The sequence below is a fragment of the Collinsella sp. LCP19S3_B6 genome (genome assembly GCF_052121815.1).
In the GTDB taxonomy this organism is placed as follows: Bacteria; Actinomycetota; Coriobacteriia; order Coriobacteriales; family Coriobacteriaceae; genus Collinsella.
The window spans coordinates 1-23518 of sequence record NZ_JBQKDN010000026.1; the positions used below are offsets into that span (position 1 = coordinate 1).

Consider the following 23518-nt stretch of genomic DNA (forward strand, 5'->3'; position numbering starts at 1 on the left):
GGAGAATCCGCGTATTTGCTTCGCAAATCCGCACCGGCTTCGGCCGCCTGCCGGCGTCCTCGCCCGCGGGCTAAAAACGCTTACGCGTTTTCTTTACGCCCGCGCCCTGCACAGAGTTCGATTCTCCGCGGTGCGGGGATGACGCTGGCGCAGGGCGTTGCCGGCTGTCATCCGATCGGCATCGCATCTATATAGGGTCGAGGCTTTGCGCGGAGAATCCGCGTATTTGCTTCGCAAATCCGCACCGGCTTCGGCCGCCTGCCGGCGTCCTCGCCCGCGGGCTAAAAACGCTTACGCGTTTTCTTTACGCCCGCGCCCTGCATAGAGTTCGATTCTCCGCGGTATCTATAAGTAATAAAAAAGCAGGTAGAAACACTTCTCTACCTGCCTGTAACTATTGGTGGAGGCGCGGAGAATCGAACTCCGGTCCACGAAAGCCCCCTGATTGGCATCTCCAAGCTCAGTCGCTGGTTTAGTCTCGGACGCTTTGCGCGCAGCGACACGCTCGCGGCATCCCAACCGGTTCGGTCTTAGCCCGCGCCATACCGATTACGTGCGCGGGAGCATTCCCCTAACATGACGTCGCGCCGGTGTCGGGGAAATCACCGGGTTGACGCGCCGCTATAAACTAAGCAGCGAGAGCCATAGGCTCAAAAGAAGAGTTGTTGTCAATTCAATTTGACGGTACCCCTGTTTAACGAGGCGAGGAGACCTCGGCTTGCTTCCTCTCTCAGAGCTATCGTGTCGAAACCAGTCGCCCCCGAATGTTGGGAAAGTCTGGATGGTATCGGGCCTGCAAACACCCGATAACCGTCGACTTTTCAAGGAACACGCGGGGTAAACCCCGCTCGTGGATAGCTATCTTACCACGTTCTAAAGGCAGACACCTGCTCTATGCACGAGCTGTGAAGACCCTAATGTGTACCATACTTCGCATTTTTGCCACTGAACACGTCACGTATATTTTCGCCAAGCAAAATTGACCCGTCGAAAGGACCGTTATGGATACCAAGCAGCAACTCATCAATGCCCTCGCAGGCCTGGGCTCGACCATTACCGAAGCCATGGATGTCATCGAAGGCTTTGTCCCCTGTGGACATCCCGCCCTCACGGTATCGAACGCCCTTGTTGCGCTGGACGCTGACGATGATGCAGCTCTCGCCCAGCAGTTTGAGACCGTCGCGGGCTTTATCGACCACGTGAGCGAGAACCGCGGCGTGGCCGCCTACCACGGCATCGAGGTCGAGCTCGCGGGTCCCAAAGCCGATCTGCTCGCAGCAATCCGCGAGGTAGGCGCCCTTATGCAGACCGCAGGCGTCAAGAACACCCAGGTCAACGAGTGGGTCTACCGCAGTCTAGCAGCACTAAACGATTCCGACGAAAAGGCCGCCGAGAAGCTCGTCGAAGCTCCCGTCATCAAGGCAGCGCTTTTGTAATTAAAGGATGCGTGGCCTTCTGAGCGCCGACGTTCCGAAGGCCACGCAAACAGTTCGCGCTAACCGATAGCCGCGCCACCACGTTCGGCCAAAGCTAGAATCGGCATCATTTGGCGCGGGGTCTTTGCTGCAAGATCGGCATGTTCGAGCAGCTTGCGATTGTTGGTCACCAAGTAATCGATCTGCGCGCGCTTGCACGCGGCGAGTACCAAGTTGTCCTCGTAATCGCGATGGAGCGTCAGATATTTGTCGGCTAGCCACAGATCGGATGCATCAGTACCCACGGCCGTGGCGTTTTCGGTCATGTTCCGAACAAACGCCAACGCCGCATCGCCAATTGCACGGACAGATGCCTCGTCGAGCGCTCCCCCGCCGGCAAGAACGCTACGCTTCAGCTCGTGTTGGACAACGTACAGCACGTCCTTGGCAATATGCACCGGAAAGAACAGCAACGCCCCCGTCTCCGTCGCCTGCCCAATAAACGTACGCGCGGCAAGCGACTCGGTATGGTCGGCGCAAAACGAATCGACCCATACGTTGGCATCCACCATGATCCTAAGGGGACCTCCACTCACAGGATCATCCCCTTTTGGCGATAATGCTCATCCATGGCTTCGGAATAGATTGTGTCCCAATCGCGATCGTCGGATACGGGCGACGTAGCGATGCCCAGGTCCGCGTAAATCTGATCCACCGCCGCCCATGATGCGACAAACGGCGAGGTGGCACCAGCGCTAGGCGGCTGGTCGTCAATGGCCGACAACACCTCTTCGCACGAACCGCCACCCTGCGCAACCTTGGCCACCACCTTTTTGATGAGCTCGGGCAGTGACCCGCCCGAAAGCCGCAGCGCCTCCTCGGCGCGGTTCTTGACCTGGCGATCCACGCGAACGTTCACCTGCGCCATGCCGCTAGCAGCACCCACGTCGATCTCGCTCCCTTCAATTGCTAGCCTCGATAGCAACTCTATATAGAGACGCTATCAAATGGTCAAATACAAAAGGCCTGCATCCGGACGACACCGATGCCGTCTGGGCGCATGCCAGATAACGTGGGCAAACACGTCTCCTAACGCAGATATGCCTTCGCGTTGCTCAGGCTGTAGGCGATCGTCGAGCCGTTGTGCAGCAGCGACGATGCCTGCGAGGCAATCGTGCCGGTAATGCCCAGTGACAAGAGCGCCGAGTTGGTGAGCATCACCTTAGAGTAGGAGCTCGTCAAACGATCAACAAGACCCTGGCTCATGCGGCGCAGGCGCACGATCGCAGCAAGATCCGCATCGGTCAGGATGATATCGGCGACCTCCTTGGCGATGTCGCTTCCGCCACCCATTGCAAGCCCCACGTCGGCCAAAGCGAGTGCCGACGAATCGTTGACGCCGTCGCCCACCATGACAACATGGCTCCCCTCGCCCTTAATGCGCTCCGCATACGCGTACTTGTCCTCGGGCAGCAGCTCGGCCTTAAACTCGTCGACCCCTGCCTCTCGCGCAATGCGCTCGGCCGTGCGCTCGGAATCGCCTGTGAACATAACGACATGCTTGACGCCCAGAGCATGCAGGTCGGCGATGACCTCACGGACCCCAGGCTTGAGCGGGTCCTCGATGCCGAGCACGCCGACGACCTTGCCATCGACCGCCAAATACAGCGGCGACAGGCCCTGCATCTGAGGCTCGATTTGCTCCTTAATGTCGGACTCGAGCTGCGCGCCCTCATCCTCGAATACAAAATGGGCGGAACCGATGATGGCGCGACGCCCTTCGATGGACGAAGCGATGCCGTGCGCCACGATGTACTCGACGGCAGCATGCCGCACGCAATGCCCTGCACGCAGGCATTCTTTACCGGAGCGCTGGCGAGCAGCTTGATGCCAGCCGTACCAAGCAGAAAACCGCCACCGACAAGCAGGGTGTTAAACGTCGGCTTCTTCATGTTGCTTCTCCCTTTTGCCGCATTGGACACGGCACGGTGCCTCAGCACCCAAGTGAATAAGTTTGCATGAGCACCCTTTTGGATAATAGTTAAGAAGGACTAACTATTAAGGTCAAAAATGGTTAACTTTCTGGAAATCTTAGGGTGCAGACCGGCCGACTTTCGACAATCCGTCTGCCACAACGTACATCTCCGGCATCCAAGAAAGACTCTCCCCCGTCCCAGCAAATCGAGGTCTAATACTTTTCCCGAGAAGTGAACGAGCAAAATCGGACCCCTGAAGCATCCGCATTTTTTAGTAACAAAACCGCAGGGAAAACTCGGCAAAACCGCAGGAAACAGCGTCCAAATAGTGTCGATGCTTCAGAGGTCCAAATAAGGTCGTTCACTTCTCGGGAAAAGTATTAAGCTTCGCTTTCCACAGCCCAAAAATGTGACCAAGGGACCGTCCCTGCGCCACATCCACAAAAAAATGAGGGTGCCAACGGCACCCTCATTCACCAAATTCCATTCAGCCCGACTGACCAGAACGGCTGAGTCGCCACGGAACCCGGGAGCCCCGGCAGGGCGGGCGCTTGCTCAAAATGAGTTCCCTTCAAAAACAATGGGCGCGCCAACGGCGCGCCCATTCACTCTATTTCCATTCAGCCCGACTGACCAGAACGGCCGAGTCGCCACGGAACCGAGGGGCCGGGCGCAGGGCCTTGCCTCTCAATGAGTTCCGCACGAACAGGAGGCGCCAGTGGCGCCTCCGTCGTGAGTCAGGACTGTCCGAAATTGAGAGGCAAGGCCCTGCGCCCGGCCCCTCGGTTCCCGCTTACGAGAGCGACGTTCTCAGCAACTCGTTGAAGAGCTTCGGGTTACCCTTGCCGCGACTCGCCTTCATGCACTGGCCCACCAAAAAGCCGATGACCTTCTGGTTGCCGTCACGATACTGCTGTGCCTGCTCGGCACAGTTTGCCAGCACCTCGTCCACAATCGGCTGCAGCGCGCCGGCATCGCTCACCTGACGCATACCGCGCTCGTCGACGATCTTGTTGGGGTCGTCGCCGGTCTGGGCCATGGCCTCAAAGACCTCATGAGCCTGGTTGGAGCTGATGGCATCGGTCGCCAGCAGCTTGGCAAGCGCTGCCACCTGAGCCGGCGCGATGCCGGACTCGGCGAGCGACACGCCCGCGCCCTTAAGGTAGGCGATCATCTCGTTCACCAGCAAGTTTGCAACCGTCTGGGCCTCCTTGCCAGCCATACCGGCAGCGGAGGCCTCAAAGAACTCGGCAAACTCCGGGTCACCGGCGATTTGCTCGGCATCGGCCGCCTTAATGCCAAAATCGGCCTCAAAACGGGCGCGCTTGGTATCGGGCAGCTCGGGAATCTCACCTCGGCAGCGATCGATGAACTCGTCGTCCAGATCGAACGGCGCCAAGTCGGGGTCGGGGAACAGACGATAGTCGTCAGCCGTCTCCTTCACACGCATGACCACGGTACGCTTGCGGCTGGGCTCCCAGTGGCGGGTCTCCTGATAGATAATGCCGCCCTCCTCGAGCACCTCGGCCTGGCGGCAAATCTCGTAGGCAAGGCCGTCGTGCAGGCTCTTAAACGAGTTGAGGTTCTTAAGCTCGGTTTTGGTACCCAGCTTGGTCTCGCCGCGGCGGCGCAGCGACACGTTGCCGTCGCAGCGCATGGAACCCTTCTCCATCGAGCAGTCCGAAATGCCCAGCGTCACAAAGATGCGACGGAGCTTTTCCATAAACAGGCGAGCCTCCTCAGGCGTACGTAAGTCGGGCTCAGTCACGAGCTCAATCAAAGGCGTGCCGCAGCGGTTGTAGTCGACGAGCGACTCGGCCGCGGCGGTAATGCGGCCCTCGGCACCGCCCACGTGCACCATCTTGGCAGCGTCCTCCTCCATGTGGATGCGCAGGATGCGGATGGGCACCGTGTAGGAACCGTCCTCGCGACGCTCGGGCATCTGCAGGTTGGACGCGTCATAGCTGGCCAGATGGCCGGCACGCTGATTGCCCTCGCGCATGGTCGACGTCATGGACGTAGACAGGCCCTCGGCGTTGGCCGAGGCGCTCGCCAGGCTCTGGGCCTCGGCCTCGCCAAACGCGCAATCGGGGCGCTCTGCAGCGCCGCGACCAGTCACGTCCAGGTCCAGGTGACCGTACATGGCAAAGGCGACCGGACCCTGCGTGGTCTGGAAGTTCTTGGCCATATCGGGATAGAAGTAGTGCTTGCGGTAGAACATCGAGTGGCGCTGGATCTCGCAGTTGGTGGCGAGGCCGGCCTTAACGATGCTCTCGATGGCGCGCTTGTTGGGCACCGGCAGGGCGCCGGGCAGGCCCAAGCACACCGGACACACGTTGGCGTTGGGCTCGTCATCGTGGCTGAGCTTGCAGTTACAGAACATCTTGGTATCGAGTGCGGTGAGCTCGGTATGAATCTCCAGGCCGATCACGGCCTCCCAATCCTGCAGGACCTCGGAAAGCTCCTTCATTACAGCTCGCCTCCCTTCCCGGCAAAATCGGGCGCGACGGAAAGCGCGGGCGCACCCGTGGCGGCATCGGCAAAGCCGCGCTCCAGGGCGCGGGCAAACGTGAGCAGCTGACGGTCCTTAAACGCCGGACCCACCAGCTGGGCAGAAACGGGCAGCTGAGTATCCTCGCCCAAGCCCAGGGGCACCGAGATACCACCGTTGCCGCAAATGTTGAGCGAGATGGTGTACAGGTCGGAGAGGTACATCTGCGTGGGGTCGCTGATCTCGCCAAACTTAAAGGCCGTGCGCGGCGAGGCGGGCATGAGGATGGTGTCCACCTTGGCATACGCGATGTCGTAGTCCTGCGTGATGAGCGTGCGGGCCTTTTGCGCAGCGTAGTAATACTTGTCGTACACGCCCGAGCTCAGCAGGTAGGCGCCGAGCATCTGACGGCGCTTGGCCTCGGCGCCAAAGCCGTGGGCGCGCGACAGCGAGCTCTGGTCGGACAGGTTGGCGCAGCCCTCCTCCTGATAGCCGTAGCGAATACCGTCGAAGCGGGCCAGGTTGGAGAACGCCTCGGCCGGGCCGATGACGTAGTAGGCGGCGATGGCGGCATCCAGGTGCGGCAGGTCGACCTCGACCAGCTCGGCGCCCTGGTTCTGCAGCTCCTGGGCGGCGCGCTGAACAGCGGCCTTGACCTCGGGCGTCAGGCCCTCGGCCTCCATAAACGCGGGGATGATACCCACGCGCTTACCCTCGATGCTGTCGTTGAGATGCTCGGTAAAGTCGACGGCGCAATCCTGGCTGGTGCAGTCGTAGGGATCGTGGCCCGCGCCGGTAAGCGCGTTCATGGCCAGCGCGACATCCTCGACCGTGCGGCCGAAGGGGCCCACCTGGTCGAGCGACGAGCCAAAGGCGACCACGCCGTAACGGCTCACGGCGCCATATGTGGGCTTAAAGCCCACCACGCCGCACAGCGACGCCGGCTGGCGAATGGAGCCGCCGGTGTCCGAGCCCAGCGAGAGCGCGACCTCGCCCGCAGCGACGGCGGCAGCGGAGCCGCCCGAGGAGCCGCCGGGCACGCGCTCGGTATCCCAGGGGTTGTTGGTGCGGTGGAACGCCGAGCTCTCGGTGGAGCTGCCAAAGGCAAACTCGTCCATGTTGGCCTTGCCCATGGGCAGGCAGCCGGCATCGAGCATGCGCTGGACGCAGGTGGCAGTGTAGACGCTCTGGTAGTTCTCGAGCATGCGGGAAGCGCAGGTGGTGCGCGTGCCCACAAGGTTCATGTTGTCCTTGATGGCCAGCGGCACGCCCGCGAGCGGGGGCAGCGGCTTACCTGCGGCACGATCGGCATCCACGCGCGCGGCGGCCTCGAGCGCAAGCTCGGGCGCCACCTGCAGGAATGCCTGGACCCCGCCCTCGCGCGCCTCGATGGCGGCAAGGGAGGCCTGGGCCACCTCGGTAGCGGTAAAGTCGCCAGCGGCAACGCCCGTGGCAATCTGGACAGCGGTAAGGGAATCGAAGCTCTGCGCCATTACTCGCTCTCCCCCTCTCCCAAAATGGACGGCACGCGGAAGTAGCGGTCGCGCGCGCTGCCGGCGTTTTCGAGCGCGACGTCGAGCGGCAGGTCGCGCTCGGGCTCGCGCAGGTCATCGCCCATCACGTTGGACAGGCTTCCGATGGGATGGAACGTGGGCTCCACGTCGGGCAAGTCATATTGCAAGACGGGCTCGAGCATCTGGACGGCATCGTTCATGTAGGACGTCATCTGGGCGAGCTCGTCATCGGTCAGTGCGATCTTTGCGTACTCGGCGATACCGCGCACGTCTTTCTCGCTGAGTGCCATAGGCGCTCCCTTCCGCATAACAGTTAAACCGCTCTAGTATACAAGGCAACGCCGGCTTGGAGCAGGCGCTTTACCCAAATGCAGCGAAAACGTAACGAGGGTGGCGGTTGGCAGGCGGCGGGCCGGCGGTTCTGCAGCGAAACCGCACCGTCCATAGCGAAAACCGCCACAAAGGTGCCTGGCCCCTTTGTGGTGGCCGGATCCGCAGGATGGCATGACCCGGGGCGCAAACCATCACAACATTCGACGTTATTCGACAAAATCGCGATTTTCATCGAATGTTGTGATGGTTTTTACTGCTTTGCGGCACGATCCAAATGCCGGCGTCCAAACAGCAGCAGTGCCGCGGGAACCGCCGTCACGACCATACCCGCCCCGATGAGCGTCTGCTGCACGCCAAACGTCGCCGCCAGCCACGGGGCAATCGCCAGCGGCGCCACGCCGGCGAACATGCTGCCAAAGCCCATGACCGAGTTGACGCGACCGAGCTGTTCGAGCGGGGCCGTCGTTTGCACGATCGTGTTGTGGAGCGGGTTGACGACGCCCCAGGCCACGCCCAGGGCAATCTGGCCGACAAGGGCTACGCCCACGTACGGTGTCCCCACATAGAGCAAACTTCCCAGGCCCACGGACAGAAGCGCCACAAGCAGCGTCTTAAGGTTGACCAGGTGCGGCGGCAAGCGGAGCGCGACCACGGCGCCCAGCACCGCGCCCACGCCGCAGGCGGACGAGAGCCAGCCCATCCACTCGACACCGACATGCAGGACATCACGGTAGAAGAATGACTCCAGTGGATCGAAGGCGCCATAGCCAAAGTTCGAAAGGAAAATAATGCAGAACAGCAGGGCGAGGACGCTGTTGGTAAAGACTGTCTTGATGCTGGTCACGAAGGTGACGCGGGTGGATTTATTGGAGTCGGAGCTTTGAATGGCAGTACTTGCCGTTGTGCTGCTATCCGCGGGAGCACTTTCGCGCGCGGCGACGCGACCTGCTTGCGGCCTAAAGCCCCAACCGGCGACGAGCGCCAGTACGGCAAAGATCATCATGAGCAAAAACACCGCGTGTGACGATGCAGCCGCCGCGACAAAGCCGCCCAGTGTGGGGCCGACGATAATGCTCACGTTGGAGAGCATGGCGATGGCGGAGTTGATGTCTTTGAGCTCGACGGGGTCGTCGGTGAGATACGCCGGATAGGACGTGGCGACGGGCTGGGCGAATCCTATCACAAAGCCCAGGAGCACCGCGCCGGCAAGGACTGTTCCGGTCGCGCTGCCACAGGCGAGGATTGCCGCGCCGGTTGCCAACGTGCCGAAGATACTCGCCCGGAAATGCCGCCACGGACCCCAAGCGTCAAGCGCCGCTCCACCCGCAAAGGATCCCAGGATCACGAAGACGTTCATAAACAGGACGGCCAGCGATGTCGCAACGACCGAGGCATCGTCTGCATAGGTGAGTGTTCCGATAACACCGATAAAGTAGCTGGTCTGAAAGCCGGTATATATGAGGAAGCGCATTACCACCAGGTGCTTAGCCTGCGCGGACAACGAAGGGTGAGGTTTTGAGAGAAGAGATACGAGCACGGAGACTCCTCGTTTCATACGAATACGGGCGGTGGACATTCGTCGCCGTCTGTCAAATCAATCTATCCGCATGAAACATTAAGGACGCATCAGGACCCTTCTCTCCGTTTTTCGCCCGTCATGAACTACTTGGTAGATTGTAAGGCATGTCACAAAAATCTACCAAAGCAAAAACCACCACAAAGATGCCTGGCCCCTCTGTGGTGGAAATGACGTTTGCCCAGATAGAACCTGCCAAAATGAACCTGTCCCTTTTTGGCAGGTTTTAGGCCAGATGGTCTTGGATAAGGTCGCAGATGGCGCGGGCGTCGTTGATGTTGATGGCTCGGGTCGCAAAGCCTGCGTCGAAGGCCTGACGTGCCAGGGCTTCGTTGCAGGCAAGGGCCAGCGTGCGGCCGTCGACCAGGTCGAGCGAGCTCTTGCCACGCAGACGGTCGACACCGGAGCGCGCGACCACGATGTTGTCGAAGCCCTCGGTCTTGTAGCCCTCGATGATCACCACGTCGACATCGTTGTAGCGCGACAGCAGCTCGCGCGCGGGCATCTCGTCCTCCTCGCGCGTGTCGGCGTACTCCGCCCAGCGCGTGGCGCAGATGAGGCCCACATGCTTGGATCCGGCTTGGTGATGGCGCCAGGTGTCCTTAGCGGGCACGTCGATATCAAAGCCGTGGTGCCCGTGATGCTTGAGCGAACCCACGCGCAGGCCACGGCGGGTGAGCTCGGCGATAACCTTCTCGACGAGCGTGGTCTTGCCCGAGTTTTGGTAGCCGATAAACGCGATCGCGGGGACGGCCGGTGTCGGAGCTGCGGGCGCGACGGCGACGGGTGCGCTCGCGGGTGCGGCACCGTCAGTGGCCACGGCCTCAGCAGCAGCCTGACGCTCTGCGCGGTCCCATACGCCCGAGCGGCCGCCCTCCTTGTGCAACAGGCGCACGTCGACGATCTCCATACCGCGATCAACCGCCTTGCACATGTCATAGATCGTTAGGCACGCGGCACTCGCGCCGGTCAGGGCCTCCATCTCGATACCCGTCTTGCCCGTCACGCCGGCCGTAACCAGTACGTGAAAGCCAACCTGCCCGTCCGCGCGCGCCGGTGCCCAGCCCTCGGGCACGTCCTCGGCCGGCGTCCCCGCCGGAGCGATGGGCGCAATGTCGCACTTGCTCTTGGTAATGAGCAACGGATGGCACATGGGAATGATGTCGCTCGTGCGTTTGATGGCCATGATGCCCGCCACGCGCGCGCAGGCAAGCACGTCGCCCTTTTTGGCGCGGTCCTTCAGCACCATGGCCTGTGTCTCGGGATGCATGAGGATGGTGCCCTCGGCGATGGCGATGCGATGGGTCTCGGCCTTGTCGGACACATCGACCATGCGCACCTCGCCCTTGGCATCCACGTGCGTCAGCTCGTTGCGACGTGCGTCACGGACGGGTTCGGTGGCCGCGCTGGAAGTCGGCTGCGCGGACGCGTCGGCGTTGCCAGCATTCGCCGCGGCCGTGACTTTGTGGGCAGACATCGCGGCCCTGCGAGCGGCCTTGGTGGCGTCGGCGTACCTGCTCTTGGCCATATGATCATCCTCCGATTTGGGACATAAATCGTTGCGTGCCCTCAATTATCGCGTGTTCCTGCGGTTTGTGGGCCACGGCATCGCGCCAAATCGAAAGTACCTGCATATCATCACCACGGCGCAGGGCGTCGCGCACCGAATACTCGGCATCGCTAAACAGGCATGGACGCACGTTGCCATCGGCCGTCAGGCGCAGACGGTTGCAATTCGCACAAAAATGGTTGGACATGGCGCTAATAAAGCCAACCGTTCCTGCCGCGCCCGGAAAGCGCCAATAGCGCGCAGGGCCCGCGCCGGCAGGAGCGTCGTTGATGTCGAGCGGCTCGAGCTCGCCCAGTCCCGTCGCGGTGGCCCCGGCATTGATGCGCGCCCGCAGCTCGTCACTCGGCACGGTATCGCTCGCGTCCCACAGCTCGGGATTGAGCGCGGGCGCATGCGGGTCCACAGCGCAATGCGAGCTCGTGTGCTCGTCGCCGATGGGCATATATTCGATAAAGCGCAGGTGGATGGGACGGTCGAGCGTGAGCCGCGCGAGGGCCGCCACATCCTGGTTGAGCCGGCGCACAACAACGCAGTTGACCTTAACGGGCTCAAAGCCCCAAGCCAGCGCCGCGTCGATGCCGGCCATGGTCTGCTCGAGCCGACCCAGGCGCGTGATCTTTCCAAAGAGCGTAGGGTCGAGCGTGTCGAGCGAGATGTTGACGCGGTTAAGCCCGGCATCTTTGAGCTGCGGCGCCAGCTTGGGCAGCAGGGCGCCGTTGGTGGTGAGCGAGATGTCCTCGATCTGAGGGATCGCGCGGATGTCGCGAATAAGCGGAATAATACGGCGGCTGACCAGCGGCTCGCCGCCCGTCAGGCGCACGCGGCGAATGCCCTCCCCCGCCACCAAGCGCACAAAGCGGGCGATTTCCTCGGCGCTGAGTAACTCGTCGTGTGCACGGGGCGCCACGCCATCGGCCGGCATGCAGTAAATGCAGCGGAAATTGCACTTGTCGGTAACGGCAATGCGCAGGTAGTTGATATCGCGGCCAAAACCGTCATGCTGCACGTGCCCGTCCACGCAGCCCTCCCCTCACGCGGCGTTTTATTCTTCGAAAAACATAATACCCCACGAGAGAATCATGCCACACCCGTACGACAGGACAGGTCGCTTCGAACAAGACCGGCTTTCCAAGCCCATCCTCAACACACAAACCTTGACTCTACAATCGTTATAGGGTTTTCACTACACTGGTACGGAAACAGACCCAGCCAGAAAGCCCCACCTATGGAACACGACCTCACACGCGGCAATGTCCTTAAGACCATCGCGGTCTTTGCCCTGCCCTATATGCTCTCGTACTTTTTGCAGATGCTCTACGGCATGGCCGACCTGTACATGATGGGGCAGTTTAGCGGTGCCGCCGGCATCACCGCCGTGGGCAATGGCGCGCAGACGCTCTATATCATTACCGTGACGCTCGTGGGTCTGGCCATGGGAACGACGGTTATCGTCGGCCACGCCGTGGGCTCGCGCCGCTTCGATCGCGCCGAGACCGCCATCGGCAACACCATCACGCTGTTTATGGGTGTCTCGGTAGTGCTGGCAGCCATCCTGCTCGCACTGTGCCCGCAGATCGTGGCACTTATTGGCACGCCAGCCGAGGCAGTCGAAGGAACCGCCGCCTACCTGCGCATCTGCTTTGTCGGCATCCCGTTTATCGCCGCATACAACATTCTCTCGGCCATCTTTCGCGGCCTGGGCGATTCGCGCTCGCCCATGTACGTGATTGGCGTGGCGTGCATCATCAACATCGCACTCGATTTTCTGTTTATCGGCCACATGGGACTCGGCCCCGTGGGCGCGGCGCTCGGCACGGTAACCGCCCAGACGGCAAGCGTTGCCCTCGCGCTCGTGTGGCTCAAGAGCCGCCGCACGAACATCCATGTTAAGCGCAGCGACCTGCGCCCCCAGCCCGAGGTGCTCGGCGGCATCCTTAAGATCGGCGTGCCCGTGGCCGTACAGGACGGCTGCATCCAGGTGGCGTTTATGTTTATCACCGTCATCGCCAACCACCGAGGGCTCGTCGACGCCGCCGCCGTGGGCCTGGTCGAAAAGATGATCAGCTTTTTGTTCATTGTACCGAGTTCCATGGGCGCCACCGTCAGCGCACTCACGGCGCAAAACGCCGGCGCGGGCAAGGGCGACCGTGCGCGTCAGGTGCTCAAAGACGCCATGACCATCTCGGTGGTGTACGGCTGCCTGATCACGGTGCTGATGTGGCTGGTGGCACCGGCGTTTATCGGCTTTTTCGCCAAAGACCCCGCGGTGGTCGCGGCCGGCACCGGCTATATGCGCAGCTACATTTTCGATGCAATCTTTGCCGGTATCCACATTTGCTTTAGCGGCTTTTTCGCTGCATATGGCAAGAGCTACATCGGCTTTGCGCACAACGTGCTGGCCGTGGCACTCATTCGCGTGCCGGGCGCGTGGCTGCTGTCGAACGCCTATTCCGACACGCTGTTTCCCATGGGCATCGCCTCGCCGTGCGGGTCGATTCTGTCGGCAGTCATCTGTGTTGTCGCGTTTACCGTGCTCAACCGGCGCGGGGCTTTTGACAAGTTAGCAGCGTAGCGGGGCCACGCGAAATCGCTCTCATTGACGACATCATCAGCGACGACCCCGCGACCTACGTGACGCAGATCACGATGCCGGTTTCCCCAACAAAGTAAGAACCGCCCGGAAGGCATCGCGCTTTCGGGCGGTTCTTCAATTTGACTATTGATGCCTTAAGCCTGGGGCACCTCACCGGTAGCCAGGATCTGCTCGAGTGCGTCCTCGTCCAGCACGGGTACGCCCAGCTGCTCGGCCTTGGTAAGCTTGGAACCCGCTTTGGGACCGGCAACCAGATAGCTCGTCTTCTTTGATACGCTGCCCGAAACCTTGGCGCCGAGCACCTTGAGCGCCGCGCCCGCCTCGTCGCGCGTGCGGTTGACGAGCGTGCCTGTCAGCACGAAGGTCAGACCCGCGAGCGGCTGTGCGTCGGCGAGCTCGCCTGCCACGCCAGCGTCGGCTGCGGCTTGCGCGTGCGCGGCGCCCAAATCGACCTCGAGCGAAAGGCCCGCCTGGCGCAGGCGCTCCAGCACGGCAAGGTTCTCGGGCACGGCCAGGAACTGCTTGACGCTCGCCGCAATCTTGGGGCCGATGCCCTCGCACTCGGCAATATCCTCTTCGCTCGCCAAGATAAGCTTGTCAATCGACAGGAATCGCTCGGCGATGACCTCGCCCACGCTCTTGCCCACGTGACGGATGCCCAGGGCAAACAGCACGCGACCGAGCGGCTGACTCTTGGACTTGTTGAGCTCGGCGATGATTTTCTCGGCCGTCTTGAGGCCTACCGGAATGGGGTCGCCCTTCTTAACGCCCTTTCTGCTGTTGGAGCTGGCATAGGTGCGCCCCGTGTCCAGGCCTGCGATGTCATCGACCGTGAGCTGGTAGAAGTCTGCGACGTCGTGAATCAGGCCGGCGGCGATCATCTTGTCGACGATCTCGTCGCCTAGGCCGTCGACATCCATGCAACCGCGGCTCACCCAGTGGAGCAGGCGCTCCTTGAGCTGTGCGGGACAGTCGATGGACACGCAGCGGTAAGCCACCTCGCCATCCTCGTGGACCACGGGGCTACCGCACACGGGGCAGACCTCGGGCATGTGCCAGTCAACCGAATCGGCCGGGCGCTTGTCAAGCACCGGGCCCACGACCTCGGGGATAACGTCGCCCGCCTTGTGCACGATGATGGTGTCGCCCTCGCGCACGTTTTTGCGACGGATCTCGTCGATATTGTGCAGCGTGGCGCGCGCGATGGTGGAGCCGGCAACCGTCACCGGGTCGAACTCGGCGACCGGCGTGAGCACACCGGTGCGGCCCACCTGGATGCGAATTTCGCGCAGGACGGTCTGCTTTTCCTCGGGCGGAAACTTAAAGGCAATGGCCCAGCGTGGTGCGCGAGCGGTAAAGCCCAGGTCGAGCTGCTGCTGGAAGCTGTCAACCTTTACGACCACGCCGTCGATGTCGTAATCCAAGTCGCCGCGGTGCTCGAGCGCCTGGGCACAGAACTCGTGGACCTCGGCCGGCGTGGCACAACGAGCCACGTTGGGGTTGACGCTAAAGCCGGCGCTACGCAACCAGTCCAGAAACTCGCGCTGGCTGTGGACGTGCAGCGGGTCGGTATCGGCGATGGCATAGATAAAGGTGGCCAGATCGCGGCGCGCCGTGACCTTGGGATCCTTCTGACGCAAGGATCCGGCAGCGGCGTTGCGCGGGTTGGCGAAGGGGTCGCGGCCCTCGGCATCGGCCTCTTCATTCAGGCGAACAAAGCTGCCCTTGGGCATATAGACCTCGCCGCGTACCTCGATGGTGCGCTCGCGGTCGGCGCCCATATGAGCGAGCGCCGGCTCGGATAGGTGCATGGGCACATCCTTGATGGTACGGACATTGAGCGACACGTCCTCGCCCGTGGTGCCGTCGCCGCGCGTGGCGGCGCGCACGAAAGTGCCGTTTTGATAGGTAAGCGCGACGCCCAGGCCGTCGATCTTGAGCTCGCAGGTATAGGTGACGCTACCGGCGCCGAGCGCATCCTCGGTGCGTTGGAGCCACGCGTCGAGTTCGTCCAGATCCATGGCATCGTCCATGGAATACATGCGCGCCATGTGCTTGACCGGCGTAAACTGCTCGCTCACGTAGCCGCCCACGCGCTGGGTATAGCTGTCGGGCGTCACCAGGTCAGGGTAGGTAGCCTCGATTTCCTGCAGCTCAACGAGCATTTTGTCAAAGGCAGCGTCCGTGATCTCGGGCGCATCGAGCATGTAGTAGCGGTAAGCATGGTAGTCGAGCTCGTGGCGCAACTCAGCCGCGCGCGCTGCCGCCTGGGCACGGGTATCGGCCGGCGCAGCGGTATCCGTGCTCGCTGGCGTTTCGGTATCGATGTCCACGCCGTCACCAAACAGGCTCGATTGCTCCATAGCGGCACTCCTTCGCTCGATTTCAAACGGATACAAGAGTACCACCGGTCGCAATGGGGCCGAATAGCAGTCTCAAACCGCACCGAATTGGCAGCGACCGGACCAGGGTTGGACAGTTAGTTCAGATTTGTATAATTACGCGCGCCGAATCGAGCTGAAATATCGGCTTTTCGCCCCAATCAATCGTTCTGAACGGCAAATTAGGTTTGCTTCCGTCTTCGAGACACCCATCTCGGCCCGTCTTTCATTTCAAAACCGCTCAAAACACGCCTCTGACCGCACCCGTTTTATACAAATCTGAACTAACTGTCCAAGCCCTTCCGAACCATGCCCTTGCCATTTCTAAATGATCCGTTTTCCTCCGTCCCCAACGGATCAATAAGAGAAGAGGGGCTGTCCCGCGCTGGCGGAACAGCCCCTCTGGCTTCGATATGTGCGATATAGCTCGTTAGAAACCCTGACCGTAGCCTTGCCCCTGACCCTGTTGGCCCAGCAGTTCTTCCAGGTACTGGCGCAGTTGCTCGTCGGTAATGCCGCCGTTGCCGGTGTCGGTCGCGCTGTCGTTCTGCTGCTGGTTCTGCAGCTCCTCATCAGAACCCAGCTCGACCGTGACCTTCTTCTCTTCCTTGCCGCGCACGAGCGTAATCTCGACCTTCTCGCCCACCTCGTGGCTGCGCAGCGCGATAATCAGGCCATCGGCGCTCGTAATCTCATCGTCACCCAGCTTGGTGATGACATCGCCCTCTTGGATGCCAGCCTTGGCGGCAGGACCGTCCTCGACGACACTTGCCACATACGCGCCGCTATCGGTGCCGAGATTGTTAGTGCGGGCGTTGAGCGCGTTGACGCTCGAAAGCGTGGCGCCCAGGTACGGATGAACCGGCGTCTTGCCGTCGATGATCTGGTCGGCGATGTTCTTGGCATAGTTGACCGGAATGGCAAAGCCCACGCCCGAGCTGGAGCCCGAGTAGCTCTCGATAAGAGAGTTAATACCCACGAGTTCGCCATTGTCGTTAACGAGCGCGCCGCCGGAGTTGCCCGGGTTGATGGCGGCATCGGTCTGGATCATGTTGGCGTAGATGGTGTTGCCGCTGGTAGAACTCATGGCCGTGGAGCGATACAGCGCCGACACAATGCCCGTGGAGACAGATTGCTCGTTGCCGAACGGCGAGCCGATCGCCATGACCCACTCGCCCACGTTAAGCTTGGAGGAATCACCAATCTCGATCGGCGTGAGCTTGGAGGCGTCAGCATCCTTGAGCTTGATGACGGCCAGGTCGCTCGAGGCGTCGTTGCCCACGAACTCGGCCTCGTAGGTGGTACCGTCGTCCATGGTAACCACGTACTGGTCATAGCCATCGACCACATGGTTGTTGGTGAGGATGTGGCCCTCGGTATCGAGCACCACGCCCGAACCGACGCTGCCCGAACCATCCGACTCGTCGGCAGACTGCGAAAGCGAGCCATTCTGGCTACCGCTCGAAGTGGCGGTGATGGAAACGACGGAGGGCAGGGCCTTGGCAGAAACGGCCTCGGCAAGCGTGGTGTCCTCGGAGTCGATCGTAATCTTTTGCGTCGATGAACCCGAAGCACCCGCCGTCACGACATTCTTTCCGCCGCCAATGTTGAGCGTGCCACTCATAATGAGCGCGATGACCAGCAGGGCGCCGCAGGCGCAGCCGGCGAGCGCCGTAATGAAGATCGGTAGCTTTCTGGTCTTGGTCTTGACCACCGTGTGCTTGGTTACAACCTGCTGACCGCCCAGCGGCTGGCCGGTCTGTGTGTCGTAGGCCTGCACGTAGGGAATGTTGCCGTCGGCAGGCGTCGACTCCACCTGCACGCGCGGCTGCTGCTGGGTCTCGCCAGCGTTGCCCGCATCCTGGGGACGCTGGGAATCGTTCTCGCTCATAGCTGCGATCCTTTCGTCTAATAACCAAAGGCCCGCCAAACATGTGGCGGGCCATCATTGTTCACGTTGAGTTGTACCCCAATATGCGGGCGAACGTGTATGAGAACGCAATCTTTAAGGAATGCTTAAGTTCTGCTGCAAACTCGAAAGGGATCCACGCATGCGGCAAAACCACCACGAAGGCACCTGCCCCCTTTGCGGTGAAAAGCTAGTCCTTAAACAGATAGCCCACGCCGCGGACGGTGGTAATGTGCGCCGCGATCTGCGGGCCCACCTTAGAGCGGATGCGTCGAATGTGCACGTCGACGGTGCGCGTGCCGCCGCAGTACTCAAAGCCCCACACGCGGTGCAGCAGCACCTCGCGGCTGTAGGCGCGGTTGGGGTGCGTCGCCAAAAAGCTCAGCAGCGAGTACTCCATCAGCGTCAGGTCGATGGGCTCGTCGTCGAGTGTCACCTGGTAGGTAGCCAGGTTAATCTCGAGGTTATCGATGTTGAGCACATCGTCGGCGGTGATGGTCTCCTCCTCGCCCATCAGGCGCTGCGCACGAGCCTTAAGCTCGTTGGGTGTCGCCGTGGGGCATACAAAGTCGGCATGCGCGTGATTGGGCAGGCGCAGGGTGCCGAGCGCCTCGTCGTCGACGATTACCAACATGGGAACGCCGCCGCGGTCGTCGAGCCATTTGGCAATCTGATCGATGCGGTCGCTGCGGATGCCATCGGAATCGAGGATCAGCAGGTCAAAGTCATGCGCCGCAGTCGGCGAATCGGGGGTTGCCAGGCTCACCTCGACACCCAGGGTGGTCGTCAAGCTGCGGGCAAACTCGTGGAAGCGCGTCGTGCGCGCCATGAACAGGGCACTCTTTTCGGACATATCGACCTCCAAGGAAATGAGCTCAATCGTACTGGAACGAACCAGCGCGATTAGGAGTTCGCCAGATAATGCTTGATCTCCCACTCGGTAATCGTGGACTCAAACTTATGCCACTCGTCGCGCTTCTTTTTGAGGAAGAAGCTGTGGATGTGCTCGCCGAGGGCATCCTTCATAAACTGCGAGTCCTCAAACACGTCGAGCGCCTCTTTGAGCGAGCGCGGCAGCGGCGTATAGCCGGCCTCGACCATCTGACGGTCGGTAAGCTTGAGCGTCTCGGCCGTTGCCTCGGGCGGGAGGTCCAGCTTGCGCTCGATGCCGTCCAGACCAGCCGCCAGCGTGACGGCGTTGACCAGGTACGGATTGGCCATGGGATCGGGGCTGCGCAGCTCGATGCGCGTGGACAGCTGCTTGCCGGGCTTGTAGACCGGGATGCGGACCATGCTCGCGCGGTTGCGCAGGCCCCACGTAGCGTACTGTGGCACGGAGTCGCCGCCCGTGGTGATGCGCTTGTACGAGTTGACCGTGGGGTTGGTGATGGCGCTGATCTCGCGCGCGTGTGCCAGAATGCCGGCCATATAGTGCTTGGCGATATCGGAGAGATGGTACTTCTCGTCGGCCTCGCCCCAAAAGACGTTGTTGCCGTCGTGGTCGAACAGCGACTGATGCAAAAACATGGCGCTGCCGTCCTCGCCCGCCAACGGCTTGGGCATAAAGGAGGCGTGGCAACCGCTCTCGTAGGCCTGCTGCTTAATGATGAGTTTGGCCGTGGTGATGGCGTCGGACATGCTCAGGGCCTCGGCGTGACGCAAGCTCATGCCGTGCTGCGAGTGGCCGGCGGCGTGGAAGGTGTACTCCACGGGCACGGACATCTTCTCGAGCGTGAGCACCGTATTGCGGCGCAGGTCGCGAGCGGCATCGCTCACCGAAAGGTCGAAGTAGCCCACGTTGTCGAGCGGCTCGGGGGTGTGCTCGTCGGGGAAGTAGTAATACTCCAGCTCGGCACCCACGTTGAGCAGGTAGCCGGCCTTCTCGGCCTTATAAAACATTCGGCGCAGGGCGTCGCGCGGGTCGCCGGCAAACGGCTTGCGATCGGGAGTGCACACATCGCAGAACACGCGGGCGACGCCGTTATGGCTCGGGCGCCACGGCAGGATCTGGAAGGTCGAGGCGTCAGGGAACGCGAGCATGTCGGCTTCCTCGGGCGTGGCAAAGCCCTCGATGGCGGAGCCGTCAAAGCCAATACCCTCCTCAAAAGCGACCTCGAGGTCTTCGGGGCTAATGGCAAAGTTCTTGAGGCGGCCGAGAATGTCGACAAACCATAGACGCACAAAGCGGATGTCACGCTGCTCTACGGAACGGAGTACGTAATCGATGTTCTGCTGGTTCATGTCGCTCCCCTTTCTTTTGGGCGGGTTTCGACTGGTCTATATCGCAGATACTATCGCAGAAAAATGTTTCCGCAGGGTTAAAGCGTATCAAGCGCCCAAAAAACGTGCGCGAACAGGCAGTTACGAACGAGCGGCTAGCGCGAGGTCGAAGCGCGGTGTGCGATGTGGCCGGGAACCTCGATGCGCTTAGGGGCGAGCTTTGCGGCATCGCCCACGGTGGTGGTAACAACGTCGATACGCTCGGAGAGGCGATCGACCACGCGCTCGGCGATGGTAAGGGTGTCCTGCGCGGCCGTGGTGACTCCGCCAAAGAGCACATGGTTCCAGGGATAGTCGTCAAACGTCGCGATCTTGAGCCCCGCCGGAAGCGAGGGACCAAGCTGCGCCAGCGCCTCGGTCAGGCGCAGGAAAACCAGGCCGTTGACGGCAATGAGGCCGAGCTCTTTTCCTGCATAGCCGCGGATGGTCTTGTCCAGGCGGCCGACGCCCGTGGCGCCGCCATCGGCCAAGGTGATAACCTCGCCGGCAAGGCCGCGGCGCGAAAGCTCGTCGGTAAAGGCCTCGGCGCGCTCGCGACGGACGGGGCTGTCGTCGCTTGCTTCGGTGAGCAGGCACAGGCACTCGCTGCCAGCGGCGGTCAAGGCGTCTACCAAGCCGGCGACCAGCTCACGGTTGTTAGATGTCACCAGATCGACACCGCCGTCGGCAACGTCGCGGTCGAGCAGCACAACGGGCAGGCGTCCCGCTGCCGCGACGATCGCCTCGTCGTTACCACCGCAGGTATTGACGACCAGACCGTCCACGCCAGCGTCGATAAGCCTGGTGAGCGACTCGGCCTCCTTGGCGGGATCGTTGCCGCTAATGGCTGTCATGAGCGAGCAGCCGCGCGCGGCGGCGCTGGCGGAAAGGCCCTCGAGCATGGCGCTGGAGAACGGGTTGGCGATGTCGGCCAAGATCACGCCGATGAGGTTGGTACGCGAGCTGCGCAGATTGCGCGCGGCGGCACGTGGGCGATAGCCGGTACGCTCGATAACCTCCGCAATGCGAGCACGGGTTTCCTCGGTCATTTGCCCGGGGCGGTTATTGAGATAGCGCGAGACCGTGGCCGGGCTCACACCCGCCTCGACGGCAATGTCCTTGATTCTCATCTGCGCCATAGCGCACCCCGTTTCCCCATTGTCGGCAGTCTGAGCCATTTTAGGCATTTTTTAAAATTCTCGGTTGCAAAACGCTGTAGGTGAGCAGCATCGTTTTTGCGTCTCGAGCAGATGCGATAATGGGCTAGATAGCCGAGTCTTTGGACAGCTCAAAATAATCGGGATGTAAGGCGATAACCGGACCTTGCTCTTCGGGCATCAGGTGCAGGTGTGTCTCGGCCAGATAGCTCGCCGCGTCGGTATCGCCCCTCTTAATGGCCTCGAGAATCCGGCGATGCTGCCGACGAATCGGCTCCCAATCTAGATCCTGCGACACCATACGCAACCAGTTGTATCGCTCAAAATGCGTATTGACGCTCTTCATCCAATCCCACAACATGTGACGGCCGGCAATCTCAAAACACGTCTCATGGAACAGGTTGTCCAGGTCAAAGAAACGACGCGTTTCGCCATGGTCGAGCGACTCGGACTCGGCAAGAATCTGATCGAGCCGATGCTTTTGCTCGGGCGTGGCGACCGAGCAGCATTTAATGAGTACGCTTCGCTCGAGTTTCTCGCGCAAGAAACAGGCGTTCTCGGCGCGCTCCATGCTGATCTTAGAGACGTAGGTGCCGCTTTTGGGACGCGTTTCCACCAGCTCCTGCTCACGCAGGCGCACAAAGGACTCGCGAATGGGCGTACGCCCGATTCCCGTCTCCTTTTCCAGACCAATCGCCGAAAGGCGCGTGCCGGGCTTGAGCTCGGCATAGATGATCTTGGAGCGCAGTGCATTGTATGCCTGATCTTGCAAGCTTTGATTATGCTGGTGCTGTTCCATAAAGCCCTCGGATAAACCCTCGGTTAGTCGAATACCACCATGCAATACTATCGCATCGACACGTCCCAGCTCCCAATCAGTCTTTTTGGGACGGGGCTCTTTTAGCTGCCCTAGCCCGCAGATCGGCCCCTTGCCACAAAAGTGGCCCATCTACTACGTTAACACGGATAGCCTCGGCCATACCAAAAACCGTGGAAACAAAACCGCAGGTAGGCAGCTTGTCGATTTTCGAAAAAGCCGACTATGGTTGACCCCTGCGGCTTAAACGTAGTAGATAGGCCCTTTTCGTGGCGCAGCACTACTGCACCCCAAATTGGCACCCCGAGTCTGTTATAAGTTGCTGCGAAATACGGACGGTTGATGATCAAGGCGCGCTATGCGGGTTGCTATAGCTCGAACGTCCCACGTCCGATGCACCAAAGCGTTTGCGACAGCTTCGCGAAACGCCTCGAGAGGAATTCGATCGGTTTGGACGCGCTCCATCCCTTCGATACGCTCATAACGGTAGTAGCGTGCAAACATAGCCACCGCCCTGTCCACCTGCTCAATTGCGGATATATTTGTCGCCGCCTCGCGATCCAAGATCACATCCTCGGTATCACCAAAACGGACGCAGTCGATGCCCGGAAAATCATTCTTATCCGCCAAAATCGCCGCAGCGTTGGTATAGCCATCTTTGCCGAGCAAGCGAAGCGTGCGCATAATATCCGGCGTTAGCTCAGAAATGCCGAGATGTTCAACACACTTATGCTCGAGCGTGTGAAAACTCAAGTCCTGGCGAGCCGACGTGAGCGCGTCGAACGTTACGTTGCTGCCTTCGAGCGTCAGCCTGCCATACTCAAACCGGTCGACCTCCACCGTTGCCGAATCGTTTCGCCTGTAGGCCTTCAAGATATAAGACGAAAACCGTTTGCGTACTGATTCATCCGAGACACAAACGGTTTTCGTCTTGATTTGCGTACGGAATTAAGACGCATAATTTCGCTTTCGTATGGCTCAATACCGGACGCAGACTGTTTTCGTCTGTCAATACGTCTGCAATCCAAACGAAAAGAGCCCCGAGCTCGTATGAACTCGGGGCTCTTGGTGCCGCACATCTATGAGTGGATAAATTCGATGCGTACGGGCGCTACTCCATGAAGCCGCCCTGGGATGGCGGCAACCTCGTCGTTACCCGTCTGATGGGTGTGTTCAAGGCGTCCGTTCCCCTTTTTATCGACGTAACGGGCAAAAAAGCTCGTCGAGGAGACCATCCACACGCACCACGGTGCGGCCGACGCCATCGAGGCGCACAACCCCACTGCCGCTCACGATGCGATGTATCTGCACCTGGCCTACAACCGCAACATGATTGTGGAAGGCACGCAGACAAAAGGCATTTAAGGCTCGGCAATGATCTTTCTTTGATAAAACGCAAGCGGCGGCCGCCCAAACTGAACTGCCTCCCATTTCTTGGACACGAGAAATGGGAGGCTTTTTATGCGTGTCGACTTGAGAGTGAAACACGACATCGAGGCCAGGAAGGCGGCGATCGGGCTCTTCGAG

Annotated in this window: 19 protein-coding genes and 1 other RNA gene; 2 read left to right on the forward strand and 18 right to left on the reverse strand. The window is 60.9% G+C overall.

Going from position 1 to position 23518, the window contains the following annotated elements; genetic code table 11:
• Nucleotides 1-398: 398 nt before the first annotated feature.
• Nucleotides 399-762: a transfer-messenger RNA gene (gene ssrA / locus ACTQWD_RS08025) on the reverse strand.
• 239 nt (nt 763-1001) lie between these two features.
• On the opposite strand from ssrA, the gene ACTQWD_RS08030 reads away from it, so the two are divergent.
• Nucleotides 1002-1436: a hypothetical protein gene (locus ACTQWD_RS08030; RefSeq protein WP_441016416.1), complete on the forward strand. Its 435-nt coding sequence runs from the start codon at nt 1002-1004 to the stop codon at nt 1434-1436.
• Nucleotides 1437-1495: 59 nt separating this feature from the next.
• Here the strand turns inward: ACTQWD_RS08030 and ACTQWD_RS08035 are convergent, their stop codons facing one another.
• The 9 genes from ACTQWD_RS08035 to moaA form a co-directional block, all read right to left on the reverse strand.
• A complete protein-coding gene (locus ACTQWD_RS08035) occupies nt 1496-2011 on the reverse strand; it encodes a type II toxin-antitoxin system VapC family toxin (protein ID WP_441068009.1) in 516 nt (171 codons plus the stop codon).
• Nucleotides 2008-2361, reverse strand: a complete 354-nt coding sequence (locus ACTQWD_RS08040) for a hypothetical protein (RefSeq protein ID WP_441068007.1) — start codon at nt 2359-2361, stop codon at nt 2008-2010. Before ACTQWD_RS08040 ends, ACTQWD_RS08035 begins: the two co-directional genes overlap by 4 nt.
• Nucleotides 2362-2504: 143 nt before the next feature.
• Nucleotides 2505-3251, reverse strand: a complete 747-nt coding sequence (locus ACTQWD_RS08045; protein ID WP_441559705.1) for an HAD-IC family P-type ATPase — start codon at nt 3249-3251, stop codon at nt 2505-2507.
• A 933-nt stretch (nt 3252-4184) separates the two neighbouring features.
• On the reverse strand, nt 4185-5861 hold the full coding sequence (gene gatB, locus ACTQWD_RS08050) for an Asp-tRNA(Asn)/Glu-tRNA(Gln) amidotransferase subunit GatB (protein ID WP_427728667.1): 1677 nt from the start codon (nt 5859-5861) through the stop codon (nt 4185-4187).
• Complete coding sequence (gene gatA / locus ACTQWD_RS08055; protein ID WP_441559706.1) at nt 5861-7375, reverse strand: Asp-tRNA(Asn)/Glu-tRNA(Gln) amidotransferase subunit GatA; 1515 nt, start codon at nt 7373-7375, stop codon at nt 5861-5863. The genes gatB and gatA overlap by 1 nt, the downstream gene beginning before the upstream one ends.
• The gene (gene gatC / locus ACTQWD_RS08060) at nt 7375-7686 is read right to left on the reverse strand and encodes an Asp-tRNA(Asn)/Glu-tRNA(Gln) amidotransferase subunit GatC (RefSeq protein ID WP_035136890.1); all 312 of its coding nucleotides are present in this window, start codon (nt 7684-7686) and stop codon (nt 7375-7377) included. The genes gatA and gatC overlap by 1 nt, the downstream gene beginning before the upstream one ends.
• A gap of 293 nt (nt 7687-7979) precedes the next feature.
• Nucleotides 7980-9266, reverse strand: coding sequence for an MFS transporter (locus ACTQWD_RS08065; protein ID WP_441559707.1), 1287 nt, complete (start codon nt 9264-9266; stop codon nt 7980-7982).
• A 265-nt stretch (nt 9267-9531) separates the two neighbouring features.
• A complete protein-coding gene (gene mobB, locus ACTQWD_RS08070; protein WP_441559708.1) occupies nt 9532-10833 on the reverse strand; it encodes a molybdopterin-guanine dinucleotide biosynthesis protein B in 1302 nt (433 codons plus the stop codon).
• A 4-nt stretch (nt 10834-10837) separates the two neighbouring features.
• Nucleotides 10838-11893, reverse strand: coding sequence for a GTP 3',8-cyclase MoaA (gene moaA, locus ACTQWD_RS08075; RefSeq protein WP_441537590.1), 1056 nt, complete (start codon nt 11891-11893; stop codon nt 10838-10840).
• Nucleotides 11894-12100: 207 nt separating this feature from the next.
• Here moaA and ACTQWD_RS08080 point away from each other — a divergent pair, with 207 nt between their 5' ends.
• A complete protein-coding gene (locus ACTQWD_RS08080; RefSeq protein WP_441049152.1) occupies nt 12101-13447 on the forward strand; it encodes an MATE family efflux transporter in 1347 nt (448 codons plus the stop codon).
• A 155-nt stretch (nt 13448-13602) separates the two neighbouring features.
• Here the strand turns inward: ACTQWD_RS08080 and ligA are convergent, their stop codons facing one another.
• The 8 genes from ligA to ACTQWD_RS08120 form a co-directional block, all read right to left on the reverse strand.
• Nucleotides 13603-15831, reverse strand: a complete 2229-nt coding sequence (gene ligA, locus ACTQWD_RS08085; RefSeq protein ID WP_441559709.1) for an NAD-dependent DNA ligase LigA — start codon at nt 15829-15831, stop codon at nt 13603-13605.
• A 448-nt stretch (nt 15832-16279) separates the two neighbouring features.
• On the reverse strand, nt 16280-17740 hold the full coding sequence (locus ACTQWD_RS08090; protein WP_441559710.1) for a S1C family serine protease: 1461 nt from the start codon (nt 17738-17740) through the stop codon (nt 16280-16282).
• A gap of 208 nt (nt 17741-17948) precedes the next feature.
• Nucleotides 17949-18611 (reverse strand): response regulator transcription factor, encoded by a 663-nt coding sequence (locus ACTQWD_RS08095; protein ID WP_427728642.1) that lies wholly within the window; start codon nt 18609-18611, stop codon nt 17949-17951.
• Between the two features lie 50 nt (nt 18612-18661).
• Nucleotides 18662-19999 (reverse strand): glutamine synthetase family protein, encoded by a 1338-nt coding sequence (locus tag ACTQWD_RS08100; RefSeq protein WP_441559711.1) that lies wholly within the window; start codon nt 19997-19999, stop codon nt 18662-18664.
• Nucleotides 20000-20133: 134 nt separating this feature from the next.
• The gene (locus ACTQWD_RS08105; RefSeq protein WP_441559712.1) at nt 20134-21156 is read right to left on the reverse strand and encodes a LacI family DNA-binding transcriptional regulator; all 1023 of its coding nucleotides are present in this window, start codon (nt 21154-21156) and stop codon (nt 20134-20136) included.
• A gap of 124 nt (nt 21157-21280) precedes the next feature.
• A complete protein-coding gene (locus ACTQWD_RS08110) occupies nt 21281-21973 on the reverse strand; it encodes a GntR family transcriptional regulator (protein ID WP_427719797.1) in 693 nt (230 codons plus the stop codon).
• Nucleotides 21974-22303: 330 nt separating this feature from the next.
• Nucleotides 22304-22831 carry a hypothetical protein gene (locus ACTQWD_RS08115; protein ID WP_427719798.1) on the reverse strand — a complete coding sequence of 176 codons (528 nt, stop codon included), beginning with the start codon at nt 22829-22831 and terminating at the stop codon, nt 22304-22306.
• A 354-nt stretch (nt 22832-23185) separates the two neighbouring features.
• Nucleotides 23186-23518 (reverse strand): hypothetical protein (locus ACTQWD_RS08120; protein WP_441559713.1); only part of this gene is annotated, 333 nt, incomplete at its 5' end.